Origin of the sequence: Vogesella oryzagri (genome assembly GCF_040148885.1) — a bacterium.
In the GTDB taxonomy this organism is placed as follows: Bacteria; Pseudomonadota; Gammaproteobacteria; order Burkholderiales; family Chromobacteriaceae; genus Vogesella; species Vogesella oryzagri.
On sequence record NZ_JBEFLD010000005.1, the window covers coordinates 236,098 to 248,141 of the forward strand.

Annotated in this window: 13 protein-coding genes; 9 read left to right on the forward strand and 4 right to left on the reverse strand. The window is 64.8% G+C overall.

Going from position 1 to position 12,044, the window contains the following annotated elements:
- The first annotated feature begins 23 nt into the window (after nucleotides 1-23).
- The 5 genes from ABNW52_RS11295 (at nucleotide 24) to ABNW52_RS11315 (ending at nucleotide 4,363) form a co-directional block, all read left to right on the forward strand.
- On the forward strand, nucleotides 24-836 hold the full coding sequence (locus ABNW52_RS11295) for an AraC family transcriptional regulator (RefSeq protein WP_349587693.1): 813 nt from the start codon (nucleotides 24-26) through the stop codon (nucleotides 834-836).
- A 91-nt stretch (nucleotides 837-927) separates the two neighbouring features.
- The gene (locus ABNW52_RS11300) at nucleotides 928-1,467 is read left to right on the forward strand and encodes a YbhB/YbcL family Raf kinase inhibitor-like protein (RefSeq protein WP_349587695.1); all 540 of its coding nucleotides are present in this window, start codon (nucleotides 928-930) and stop codon (nucleotides 1,465-1,467) included.
- A gap of 82 nt (nucleotides 1,468-1,549) precedes the next feature.
- Complete coding sequence (locus ABNW52_RS11305) at nucleotides 1,550-2,731, forward strand: aminotransferase class I/II-fold pyridoxal phosphate-dependent enzyme (protein ID WP_349587697.1); 1,182 nt, start codon at nucleotides 1,550-1,552, stop codon at nucleotides 2,729-2,731.
- A gap of 52 nt (nucleotides 2,732-2,783) precedes the next feature.
- A complete protein-coding gene (locus tag ABNW52_RS11310; protein ID WP_349587699.1) occupies nucleotides 2,784-3,047 on the forward strand; it encodes a GIY-YIG nuclease family protein in 264 nt (87 codons plus the stop codon).
- 89 nt (nucleotides 3,048-3,136) lie between these two features.
- Nucleotides 3,137-4,363: a D-serine ammonia-lyase gene (locus tag ABNW52_RS11315; RefSeq protein WP_349587702.1), complete on the forward strand. Its 1,227-nt coding sequence runs from the start codon at nucleotides 3,137-3,139 to the stop codon at nucleotides 4,361-4,363.
- An 8-nt stretch (nucleotides 4,364-4,371) separates the two neighbouring features.
- Here the strand turns inward: ABNW52_RS11315 and ABNW52_RS11320 are convergent, their stop codons facing one another.
- The 3 genes from ABNW52_RS11320 to ABNW52_RS11330 form a co-directional block, all read right to left on the reverse strand.
- Nucleotides 4,372-5,424: a RelA/SpoT domain-containing protein gene (locus tag ABNW52_RS11320; protein WP_349587704.1), complete on the reverse strand. Its 1,053-nt coding sequence runs from the start codon at nucleotides 5,422-5,424 to the stop codon at nucleotides 4,372-4,374.
- A gap of 121 nt (nucleotides 5,425-5,545) precedes the next feature.
- A complete protein-coding gene (locus tag ABNW52_RS11325) occupies nucleotides 5,546-6,430 on the reverse strand; it encodes a LysR family transcriptional regulator (protein WP_349587707.1) in 885 nt (294 codons plus the stop codon).
- A 21-nt stretch (nucleotides 6,431-6,451) separates the two neighbouring features.
- A complete protein-coding gene (locus tag ABNW52_RS11330; protein ID WP_349587709.1) occupies nucleotides 6,452-7,273 on the reverse strand; it encodes a class I SAM-dependent methyltransferase in 822 nt (273 codons plus the stop codon).
- Between the two features lie 99 nt (nucleotides 7,274-7,372).
- On the opposite strand from ABNW52_RS11330, the gene ABNW52_RS11335 reads away from it, so the two are divergent.
- The 4 genes from ABNW52_RS11335 to ABNW52_RS11350 all read left to right on the forward strand — a co-directional run bounded on the left by ABNW52_RS11335 (nucleotide 7,373) and on the right by ABNW52_RS11350 (nucleotide 10,286).
- The gene (locus ABNW52_RS11335; protein WP_349587711.1) at nucleotides 7,373-8,023 is read left to right on the forward strand and encodes an MBL fold metallo-hydrolase; all 651 of its coding nucleotides are present in this window, start codon (nucleotides 7,373-7,375) and stop codon (nucleotides 8,021-8,023) included.
- Nucleotides 8,023-8,346, forward strand: coding sequence for an MGMT family protein (locus tag ABNW52_RS11340; RefSeq protein ID WP_349587714.1), 324 nt, complete (start codon nucleotides 8,023-8,025; stop codon nucleotides 8,344-8,346). Before ABNW52_RS11335 ends, ABNW52_RS11340 begins: the two co-directional genes overlap by 1 nt.
- A 201-nt stretch (nucleotides 8,347-8,547) precedes the next feature.
- Nucleotides 8,548-9,330, forward strand: a complete 783-nt coding sequence (locus tag ABNW52_RS11345; protein WP_349587716.1) for an outer membrane protein OmpK — start codon at nucleotides 8,548-8,550, stop codon at nucleotides 9,328-9,330.
- 185 nt (nucleotides 9,331-9,515) lie between these two features.
- Nucleotides 9,516-10,286, forward strand: coding sequence for a DeoR/GlpR family DNA-binding transcription regulator (locus tag ABNW52_RS11350; RefSeq protein ID WP_349587719.1), 771 nt, complete (start codon nucleotides 9,516-9,518; stop codon nucleotides 10,284-10,286).
- Nucleotides 10,287-10,347: 61 nt separating this feature from the next.
- On the opposite strand, the gene ABNW52_RS11355 is transcribed toward ABNW52_RS11350, so the two are convergent.
- Nucleotides 10,348-11,910: a GGDEF domain-containing protein gene (locus ABNW52_RS11355; protein WP_349587722.1), complete on the reverse strand. Its 1,563-nt coding sequence runs from the start codon at nucleotides 11,908-11,910 to the stop codon at nucleotides 10,348-10,350.
- Nucleotides 11,911-12,044 lie beyond the last annotated feature (134 nt).

Genomic DNA, 12,044 nt, shown 5'->3' on the forward strand with positions numbered 1-12,044 from the left:
GCCTGCCCATGCCGGAGTGCGCCATGCAACGCGATCTGCCCCTGTTCATCTTCCGCAGCCTGCAACGCCAGCGCCTGGCACAGGTGCCGGTACTGTCCACGCTGCTGATCGCGGTGGAGCACGGCGAGAAGCAGCTGATCACCGCCAGCGGCCGCTGGCACTGCCCGGCTGGTAGCTGGCTGGTGATCCCCGCCGGCCAGACGGTGGAAATCGTCAACCAGCCGGCCGCGCCCGGCGGCTACCACGCCTGGACACTGGCACAGCCGCAGGCCTGGCTGCAGCGCTTGCTGGCGCAGTACGGCCCGCAACTGCCGGCGCTGCCATGGCCGCAGGATACCCCGGTGTTCCGTCCCGCCCCGGCGGCGGTCGCCGAGCTGGCACGGCTGCAGGCACTGCTGCCGCAGGCGCAGGCCGGCAGCCTGGGTGCGGCACGGGCCGAGCATGCCTGGCAGGGGCTGATGCTGGCACTGGCCGAGGCGCGGCAGGGCGCCGACCTGTTCCGCCAGCCACGGCAGGACGTCAGCGCCCAGGTGCAGAGCCTGCTGGCGTTCGACCCGGCACGCGACTGGCAAGCCGGCGACATCGCCGCCGGTCTGGCCATGAGCAGCGCCACCCTGCGCCGCAGGTTGGCCGCCGAGGCCACCTCGTTTTCCACCCTGCTCAACGAAGTACGCATGGAACGCGCGCTGGGACTGGTGAATGCCAGCCAGCAAGCGCTGACCCAGGTGGCCGCCGCCTGTGGCTACCAGTCGCCGTCGCGCTTCTCCGCCGCCTTCCGCCAGCGTTTTGGCGTCAGCCCCAGCCAGCTGCGCCAGCAACGCGACCAGCCGGCCTGAGCATTTGCGCATAGCCACTGCACCGTTGCGGCGCGCCAGCACCGCGGCGGCCAACCATACTGTCCTTGTCCACCACTACAAGGAGCACACCATGCAACGCACCCTGATCACCGCCGCCCTGCTGCTGGCCGCCGTACCGGCGCTGGCGTTCGAAGTCAGCAGCCCGCAGCTGCAGGCCGGCCAGCGCATGGCCAAGGCCCAGGAATACAACGGCTTCGGCTGCAACGGCGGCAATGTATCGCCGGCGCTGGCCTGGCAGCACGCCCCGGCCGGCACCAAGAGCTTTGCCGTCACCGTGTACGACCCGGACGCGCCCACCGGCAGCGGCTGGTGGCACTGGTTGCTCTTCAACCTGCCGGCCACGGCTCAAGGCCTGGCCGCCGGCGCCGGCAATCCGGGCGGCGCACTGCCGGCCGGCAGCGTGCAAAGCCGCACCGACTACGGCGCGCCGGGCTTTGGCGGCGCCTGCCCGCCGGCTGGCGACAAGCCGCACCGCTACATCTTCACCGTGCACGCGCTGAAGGTGGACAAGCTGGAGCTGGGCGCCGACGCCATGCCGGCGCTGGTGGGCTACATGCTCAACGCCAACAGCCTGGGCAAGGCCAGCCTGACCGCCCTCTACGGCCGCTAACCGCCGGCCAAGGCTGCCGCCGGCTTGACAGCCCGGCGGCAGCCAACCAGCATGCGGCTCAGTCATTCCTGCCGGAGCCGTCATGCGCACACTTCCCCTGCACCCCGCCACGCTGGCCGTCCGCGCCGGCGAAGACGATTTCCGCCCGCACGCCGCGCTGGCGGTGCCGATCGAATTCGGCATCGCCCACGGCTACCCGGATGTGGACAGCTGGGAACAGGTGGCGCGCGGCGACGTACCCGGCCCGCTGTACGCGCGCAACAGCGCCCACCCCACCAGCCTGGCGCTGGAAGCCAAGCTGGCAGCGCTGGAAGGCGCGGCGGCGGCGGTGAGCTTCGGCAGCGGCATGGCGGCGATCAGCAGCACGCTCATGGCGCTGCTCAAGCCCGGCGCGCGGGTGGTGGCCGGCAAGGACACCTACGGCGGCAGCCACTATCTGTTGCAGCACACCCTGCCGCAGTGGGGGGTGCAGGTGACGCTGTGCGACACCACCGACGCCGCCGCCTTCGAGGCGGCGCTGGCCGGCGGTTGCGAGCTGCTGTATCTGGAATCGCCGACCAACCCGCTGCTGAAGGTGCAGGACATCCACCGCCTGGCCGCCGCCGGCCATGCCGCCGGCGCGCTGGTGGTGATCGACAACACCTTCGCCACCCCGGTGAACCAGAACCCGCTGGCGCTGGGCGCCGACCTGGTGCTGCACAGCGCCACCAAGTTCCTCGGCGGCCATGCCGATGCCATGGGCGGCATCGTCTGCGGCAGCCAGGCGCTGACCGACCGCATCCGCCACTACCGCGAAATCCACGGCGCCTGTCTCGACCCGATGAGCGCCTTCCTGATCCTGCGCGGCATCAAGACGCTGGCGCTGCGCATGCGCCAGCACAACGACAACGCGCTGGCGCTGGCGCAGTGGCTGCAGCAGCAGCCGGCGGTGGCGCAGGTGAACTACCCCGGCCTGCCGGATCACCCGCAGCACGCCATCGCCCGCGCGCAGATGCACGGCTTCGGCGGCGTGCTCAGCTTCGAGCTGGCCGGCGGTTTTGCCGCCGTGCGCCGGCTGCTGCCGCGCTGCCAGCTGCTGATCCGCGCCGCCACGCTGGGCACGGTGGATACGCTGCTGGGGGTGCCCAGCACCACCAGCCACGTGGAGTGCAGCGAACAGGAACGCATCGCGCTGGGTATTCCCGGCGGGCTGGTGCGCTGCTCGGTGGGCATCGAGGACATCCGCGACATCATCGCCGACCTGCAGCAGGCACTGGCGGAATGAGCCGCGTCGCACAAAACGTTGGCCGCAGGCCTTGCGGCCAACCTTACGCCTCATGAGCTGGTATCTGTACCTGCTGGAATGCCGCGGCGGCAGCCTGTACACCGGCATCAGCAATAACGTGGAAAAACGCTACGCCGCCCACCTCAAAGGCAAGGGCGCGCGCTACACCCGCAGCTTTCCGCCGGAGCGCATCGCGCTGGTGCTCGAATTTGCCGACAAGGGCGAGGCGCTGCGCGCCGAGCTGGCGGTGAAAGCGATGAGCGCGGTGCAGAAGCGGGCGTGGCTGGCGGCGCAGCGAACCACAACAACCGATTAGCCAAGCTAATCAAGCACAGCAGTAATGCTGGCTTGTCGCCGCCAGCGGCCACGCGCACACTGCCGGCCATGTTCTGACCGGAAAGCGCCATGTTCCCTCTCGATACCCTCCCCACCGCCCTGCGCCACGGCCAGCCGCTGCTGTGGCACAACCCTTCCCTGCTGCCCGCCGCGCAAGCGCTGGCCGCCAGCCGCCATGGCCGTGCCGAGATCGAAGCCGCCATCGCCCGCTGGCAACGCTTCGCGCCGCTGCTGGCACGGCTGTTTCCGGACAGCGTGGCGGCAGATGGCCGCATCGATTCGCCGCTGCTGCAGCAAACCGATGACAGCGGCCAACCCTTGTGGGTGAAGGCCGACCACGCGCTGCCGATCACCGCCTGCATCAAGGCGCGTGGCGGCGTGTACGAGGTACTGTGCCACGCCGAGCAACTGGCGCTGGCCGCCGGCCTGCTGCATGCCGGCGACAACTACGCAGTACTGGCCGACGCACCGGCACGACAACTGTTCGCGCAGCACTGCATCCTGGTGGGCAGCACCGGCAACCTCGGCTACAGCGTCGGCGTGATGGCGCGCGCGCTGGGGCTGGGGGTGGCAGTACACATGTCGCACGACGCCAAGGAATGGAAAAAGCAGCGCCTGCGCGCGCTGGGCGCCAGCGTGGTGGAGCATGCCGGCGACTACGCGCTGGCAGTAGCCGCCGCCCGCGACATTGCCGCCGCCGACCCGCACGCCTATTTCATCGACGATGAAAGCTCGCTACTGCTGTTCTTCGGCTACGCCGCCGCGGCCTGGGACCTAGCACCGCAGCTGGACGCCGCCGGCCTGCGGCCAACGCCCGAGCAACCGCTGCGGGTGTACCTGCCGTGCGGCGTCGGCGGCGCCCCCGGCGGCGTGGCCTTCGGCCTGAAGTGCCTGTTCGGCGACGCGGTGCAGTGCGTGCTGGTAGAGCCGGTGGCCTCGCCCTGCTTCCTGCTGCGCCTCGCCACTGGCGACGACGCGCTGTCGGTGTACGACATCGGCCTCGACAACCGCACCGTGGCCGACGGCCTGGCGGTGCCGCGCGCCTCCGCCACCGTGGCCGGCATCGTCGGCCCGCTGATCGACGCGGTGGTCACCGTCAGCGACGCCAGCCTGCTGGCCGAAGTGCGCCAGCAGTGGCAGCAGCACGGCCTGCGGCTGGAACCCTCCGCCGCCGCCGGCTTCGTCGCCCATCAGCTGGCCAGCGAACAATGGCCGGGCGAGGTGATCCCGGTAGTGTGGACCACCGGCGGCAACGGCCTGCCGGACGAGGTATTCCTGCCGCTGCTGACGGGGTAGGTTGGACCTTACCGCGTTTTTCCCTCAACAAGCCTTTTAATTTTTTGCAAATTGAAAGTAAATTGGCGCGTATCCAAAAAATAATTTGGATACGCTTTTCTTAATGCATCAATAGAGTTCGTAGCAACCAAAACAACTTGAAGGTTTCTACTGCTTTCCGCCGCAGCCTCTGCTTCAGCGTAAGCCAAATTGGCATCCACTAGCTTCTTTTTACCGAATGATCTAATTTTCACCATTCTTGTTTCTGAATCAAGAACAACCAAATGATAATGCCCTTGAGTCTGACGACTTTCGATTGCGTTAGCCGCAATCGCAAATGCACTAAGCTTTCTCTTAACTTCGAGACGCTCTGTTTCTTCGTGAGCGTTTCTATAAATATCGATCGGTTCCACACTAGAAAATGCTTCCGAAACAGGAGAATTTTCTAACAAAGCAAATGCAGCACCTACCAACTTGAAATAATCAAGCCACTCCTTCGACCCTTCACTAGATTTAAGCGCCTGATCTAAAAATGTTCCAATTGTTTCTACAGCAGTAGCCCAGGCATGTTGTAATTTTGTTCTAACCTGTAACTCTATACATAGTCCATCATAAATAGGGTTAATTGGGTTTTTGTATTTATAAATAAGATGTAACGATCTATATCCGGAATTTTTTGGATTGTTTATGTAATCATCAATACCGATAAGCTCATGGCTAAAATTACCTTCTCTATAAATTTTTTCAAGCTGTCGAACTTGATGTAGATTTTCCACAACAGCACGCAGACCACCAACATCTTGCATTCGAGCCATCTGCATACCGGGATTAAGCGTTAATTTCTTCAATATCGAAGGGGATCGCTTCAATCGCTGAGCCACCAATGCCGATTCGCATACCTTTTTCAATCTATTCCGTAATGTCGCCTGAAATGTATTTATTGGATAGGCATGACATGATCGCCAATGATTCAAAACATCAAATGCGGTACTTCTCTGCTCCAAAGTTGAATTTGGATCAATAAGCACATTGCCTGCCTTGCTAACCTGTTTGCGGGTGAAATTAGGTACTGTGAACGCCATAGCATTTCCTCAAACAAGTTAATTACCATTCAAATAATTTCAGCACCGTAGTCAGGATATGCGCAACGCATTCTAGGACCAAGCAGACACTTCGGCCCCGAATGCGCTGCGCTAATCCGGGCTACGGGGAATGCATTTCGGCACTCAACCACACCGCCAACGCCCCGACGGCTTCGCTGTCGCTCACCGCATACAGCGCGTAGTAGCCCAGCAGCAGCGGCGGATGTTCGTCCAGCCGGCGCAGGCTGCCGTCCTGCAGGTAGCGCGTCACCAGCAGCTGGCGGCCCAGCGCCACGCCATCACCGGCTTGCGCGCTGCGGTAGGCCAGTTGCGCCTGGTTGAAGTGGCGCTCGCCGGCATCGCAGCCGGATGGCCGGCCGTGGGCGGCCAGCCACAGCGCCCACTCGCTACCGGCCGGCGCGGGCGTGCTCCACGGCGCGTCGTCGTGCAGCAGGCGGCCGCTGTGACCGGCGGGGTCGAAAGCGGGAGCGGCGACCGGAAAGCCGTACTCCGGCAGCACGAAGGCGGCATCCTGCGGCGCTTGCGGCAGGTAGCGTAGCGCCAGGTCGATGCCGGCCTGACGTAGCGCCGCCGGGCTGTAGGATTGATTGTCGGCCAGCAGGTCGACGCTGATGGCCGGCTGCAGGCGGGCGAAGCGCCCCAGCCGCGGCAGCAGCCACTCCAGCGCCAGCGATGGCGGTGCCGCCAGCCGCACGCTGGCCGGCGCCGCCTCGCGCTGCAGTGCGGCCAAGGTGGTGGCCACGGTATCGAAGCCACTGTCACAGGCGGCAAACAGCTGCTGCCCGGCGGCGGTGAGCTGCAGGCTGCGGCCACCGCGCTGCAACAGCGGTAGCTGCAGCCGCGCTTCCAGCCGCTGTACGCGCTGGCTGACCGCGCCCTGCGTTACCGCCAGCTGTTCGGCGGCGCGGCGAAAGCCGCCGTACTGCGCCACGGCGTGGAAGAACCACAGGTCGGCCAGCAGGGTCGCGTCGAGGCGGCGGGTCATAGGCGGGTCATCGGGCGGAGCTTAGTAGGCGAAGCGCTGGCGCAGTTCTTCCAGGTTCAGCTCGCGCAGGATGCTTTCCTGGCGTTCGCGCGCGCTCTTTTTCGCACCGCCGACCTTCTTGGCGATGATCAGCTCGTTCTTCATCGAGTGCTCCCAGCCCACCAGCTCGGTGACGGTGACCTGGTAGCCGCGCGCCTCCAGCTGCAGGCAGCGCAGCACGTTGGTGAGCTGGCTGCCGAACTCGCGGGTATGAATCGGGTGGCGCCACAGCTCGGACAGTGCGGTCTTGCCGAAGGTCTCGTTCTTCTTCTGCCGCAGCACGGCGGCCACCTCGGCCTGGCAGCACGGCACCAGCACGATGTACTTGGCGTCCTTGGCCAGCGCGAAGCGGATGGCGTCGTCGGTGGCGGTGTTGCAGGCGTGCAGCGCGGTGATGATGTCCACCTGCGCCGGCAGCGCGTCGGAGGTGATCGACTGCTCGACGCTGAGATTGAGGAAGCTCATGCCGGCGAAGCCCAGCCGCTGCGCCAGCTCGACGGATTTATCCACCAGCTCCTGCCGCGTTTCCACGCCGTAGACGTGGGCGGCGGTCTTGTCCTTCAGGAACAGGTCGTAGAGGATGAAGCCGAGGTAGGACTTGCCAGCACCGTGGTCGGCCAGCGTCAGGCTGCCCTTGCTGGCCAGCACGTCGGCCATCAGCGGCTCGATGAACTGGTACAGGTGATAGACCTGCTTCAGCTTGCGGCGGGTGTCCTGGTTGATCTTGCCGTCGCGGGTGAGGATGTGCAGTTCTTTCAGCAGTTCGATCGACTGCTGCGGTTTGATTTCCGGGATCAGGCTCATGACGGCTCCACAATTTTCACTGCCGCTATTGTAGCGCCTTGGTCAAGTGGCCGGCCGGCTGGCTTACAATGCGCTATTCCCGTTTTCAGGTAGCAGATCATGGCCTTGCAGCTTCACGTCATTCCGGTCACCCCATTCCAGCAGAACTGTTCCGTACTGTGGTGCGATGTCAGCAACGAAGCGGCGGTGGTAGATGCCGGTGGCGATATCGCCCGCATCCGTGCCTTTGTCGAGGCCAAGGGGCTGAAGGTGACCAAGCTGCTGCTCACCCACGGCCATATCGACCATGCCGGTGGCGCGCGGGCGCTGGCCGATGCGCTGGCGGTGCAGATCGAAGGCCCGCAAAAGGCGGAAAGCTTCTGGCTGGACCAGCTGCCGCAGCAGGGGCAGATGTTCGGCTTTGCGCCCAGCCCGGCGCTGACGCCGGAGCGCTGGCTGGAAGAAGGCGACACGGTAAGCATCGGCAACGAAGTGCTGGAAGTGCTGCACTGCCCCGGCCACACCCCGGGCCACGTGGTGTTTGTCAGCCGTGCGGCCAACCTGTGCGTGGTGGGCGATGTGCTGTTCCAGGGCTCCATCGGCCGTACCGATTTTCCGATGGGCAACCACGAGCAGCTGATCGACGCCATCCGCAGCAAGCTGTTTGTGCTGCCGGACGACATGACGGTGGTACCCGGCCACGGCCCGTTCACCACCATCGGTGACGAACGCCGCAGCAACCCGTTCGTGGCCGACCGCCGCTACGGCTGATGGACGCCGCCTTCGAACGCGCGGTGCTGGCGCAGCTCATGGCGATTCCGCCGGGGCAGGTCAGTACCTACGGCACGCTGGCGGCGCTGGCCGGCTACCCGCGCCATGCCCGCCACGTGGGCAAGCTGCTGGGCAATGCGCCGGCAGGTGCCGGCTGGCCGTGGTTCCGCGTGGTCAGCGGCAGCGGCAAGGTGGCGCGGCCAGGCACGGCGGAGGCGGATTACCAGATCCTGCTGCTGGAAGAAGATGGCGTGGAGGTCGGCCCCGGCGGGCGGGTGAACCTGAGGCGCTACGGCTGGCCGGCACAATATTTCATCCCATAATCATGAAACATTGTCATTAAATGTCGACAAAACGACAGTAATGCGACAGTTTTTACGCAAAACCGGCCGCGCGTGCCGGTTTTTTGCTGGCTTCTGCTATGCTCCGCGCCCCGCGGCGCCAGGCAAACAAGTGTTTGCCCATCAAACATCCTGCTCTGGCGCCGCGTGTTTTCTCCAACACGCAAGCAATAGAAGCAGACCATGAACACTCGCACTACCCTGATCGCCCTGGCGCTGGCCTCCTGTGCCGGCTTCGCCCACGCCGACTATTCCTTCAGCAACATCAGCGCCAACTGGCTGGACTGGTCTGACGGCACTCAGGAACGTACGCAAAAAGGCCCGTTCGGCGGCAAGAACGATTTCGGCTACCTGGAAGCCGAAGGCGGCATGGGCGGCAACTGGGGTGAGCTGTACGGCTTCCTCGACGTCGAGAACCCGGACAAGAGCACCCACGAAGACGCCGGCCAGAACCGCCGCTACGCCTCCAAGCTGGTGGCGCGCGTCAACGTTGGCTGCATCGGCAACCTGCCACTGCAGGCTTACGCCCACGTATATGACTTCCGCGATGCCGATTTCTACGACCAGAACCGCGTGCTGGGCCTGGGCACCGCGCTGACCAGCGGCAATTTCTGGATCAAGCCGTTCCTCGGCGCGCACCAGGAGTTCAAGCAGGGCGTCGGCGCCCACCGCAACGGCATGATGGGTGGCTGGGTGCTGGGCTACAGCTTCAACCTGGCCGGCCAGTCGCTGATGCTGACCCAATGGCACGAGATCGAATTCGCACGCGAAGACGCCTACCTGGCCATGGCCAAGGATGGCGAAGTGGTGCGTGCGCGCAAGCTGGCCAACAACGGCGCGGTATCGCTGTGGTGGAACGCCAGCAAGGACATCACCGCCGGCGTGAGCTACCGCTACGCCGATCACAAGCTGGGTGCCGCCAGCTACCAGAACGCGCTGATCTCCACCCTGAAGTACAACTTCTAAGCGCCGACAGGCCGCGAAAACCACAACTGCTTGCTTTTATTTTGCAATGCAACAAAAACGCCAGTGCCTTGATGTACTGGCGTTTTTTGCGTTCTACGACTTTCGTTTATGACGCTGATAAGTTGCCTGATGCGCAATTAGTGTGATAAAGACTAGGGATAATTTTCGCTTTCGAACTCGCCGCCATGAGCCGATCACCCAGACACGACAAAATCCTGCAGTTGGTACGCGAAAACGGCTTCATGCCGATCGAAGAACTGGCACGCCTGCTGGACGTGACGCCGCAGACCATCCGCCGCGACATCAACCAGCTGTGCGAAGCCAACCTGTTGCGCCGCTATCACGGCGGCGCCGCGCTGGGCAACAGCGTGGAGAACGAGGACTACTTCTCGCGCAAGGGCAAGCTGCAGAGCGAGAAGGCGCACATCGCCGACATGATCGCGGAGAACATCCCGGACCATGCCTCGCTGTTCATGAGTATCGGCACCACCATCGAAGCGGTGGCGCAGGCACTAACCGCCACCCACAAGGGACTGCGGGTGATCACCAACAACATCCACGTGGCGTCGATCATGTCGGCTAACCCGGATTTCACGGTGATGATCACCTCCGGCGTGGTGCGCGCCTCCGACGGCGGCATCACCGGGGTGGCGACGCTGGACTTCATCAACCAGTTCAAGGTGGATTACGCGGTGATCGGCGTGTCCGGCATCGAGACCGACGGTTCGCTACTGGATTTCGACTACCGCGAAGTGCGCGTGGCGCAGGCGATGATGAACAACGCCCGCCACCGTTTCCTGGCCGCCGACCACAGCAAGTTCGGCCGCAACGCGCTGGTGCGTATGGGTCATATCAGCGAATTCAACGCCATCTTCACCGACGCGATGCCGCCGGAAAGCCTGAAGAAGCTGCTGGAAGATCACAGCGTGCGCATGTACCTGGCCGACCCGCTGTAAAGGTTGGCCGCAGCAACGACAAGGGCGCCGCTGGCGCCCTTGTGTTTTTTCCGCCCCGCCGCTATTCCCGCGGCGGCGACCAGCTCACCACGCAGTTGCGCCCGGCGGCCTTGGCCTGATACAGCATGCTGTCGGCACGCTGCACCAATGCCACCACGTCCCACACCCCGTCGCTGCTGCACAGCCCGGCGCTGAAGGTCTGACGGAAGCGGCCGCGCGGCGACACCTGCTCCAGCCGCGCGAACGCGTCGCGCAGATCGTCCAGCAGCCGGGTGGCCTGCTCGGCCCCCATGCCCGGCAACACGATGGCGAACTCCTCGCCGCCGTAGCGGCCGATCAGGTCGGAGCGGCGCAGCCGCTCACGCAGGAAGCGCGACAGGCTGACCAGCACCTCGTCGCCGGCCTGGTGGCCGTAGCTGTCGTTGACCTGCTTGAAGTGGTCCAGATCCAGCATCACCATGCTCAGCGGCCGGCGCTCACGCTGCGCGCGGGCGAATTCGTATTCCAGCCGCGCAAACAGATGGCTGTGGTTGAGCAGCCCGGTCAGGCTGTCGGTGGAGATATAGGAGCGCAACTGGCGGTAGCGACTGGCACGGGTGCTCACCGTCACCACCAGCTCCTCGCTGGACACCGGCTTGGTCAGATAGCCGTCCACCCCCAGCGCCAACGCGTCCAGCTGCATGTGCGGCCGCTTTTCCATGGTCAGGAAGATGATGGGAATGCCGTCCATCAGCCGCTGCTGGCGGATGATGCGCGCCAGTGCCTGGCCATCACATTCCGGCATGTACATGTCCATCAGGATCAGGTCGGGGCGGAAGCGCTCGATCGCCTCCAGTGTCTGGCTGGGGCGGGTGATTTCCTCGGTCACCATGCCGTGCCGGTTCAGCACCGCCGCATACAGCCCGGCCAGCGAGCTCATGTCCTCCACCAGCAGCACCCGCAGCGGGTTGCGCCGATCCGGCGTCAGCGGCAGTGTCAGCGTGTCCAGCAGTTCGCGCACCGACAGCGGCCACCCCAGAAAGCCCTGCCCGCCGGCACGCACCGCCTGCAGCCGGGCGGCAAAATCACGGCGCGGGCTGGTAAACAGCAGCGGGCAGGCCGGCATCGCCGCCAGTGGCGCGACGCTGTCGGTGTCGAACTCGTCGTAGACGATCAAGGCGCCCGGCTCGTGCAGGAACAGCGCCTGCTGCAGCGTCTGCGCATTGTCGAACACGTCCAGTACGTAGCCGAAGCAGGCCAGCTGCTCCAGCAGCGCCGGCGCCGGCAGCTGCGCCGGTGGCACCAGCAGGAACAGGCGATGGCTCTGCTGCACCGTGCCGACGCCCGGCGGGGTGAAGCTGGGCAGCGGCAGGCTGGCCAGCTGCGTCACCAGCGACAAATGCTGGCGCAGGGCCAGTACATCGTCGTTGCCGTGGCGGCGCTTGCTCCAGTTGCGCAGCATGGCGGCCAGCTCTTCGTTAGCGCGCTGCAGCGGCTCGGCGCCGGCCTGCTCCGCCAGCCCCTGCAGGCACTGGCTCAGCGCCGTGAAACGGCGCACCAGCTCCGGATCCCAGCGCAGCAACAGCTGCTGGCCGGTATGGTCCATTTCCTGGGCCAGGCTGACCAGGGTTTGCGAAACGGGCATCGACATGCGAGTAAGAAACTATTGCAACAGAATGTCCGGAGTATAGCGGGCGGACGCCGGGCGAAGGTGGGCAGCTGCTATAATTGCCCGTTTTCACCCTCGGACAGGGCAGAGCCTGGCTCTGCAACGGCAGC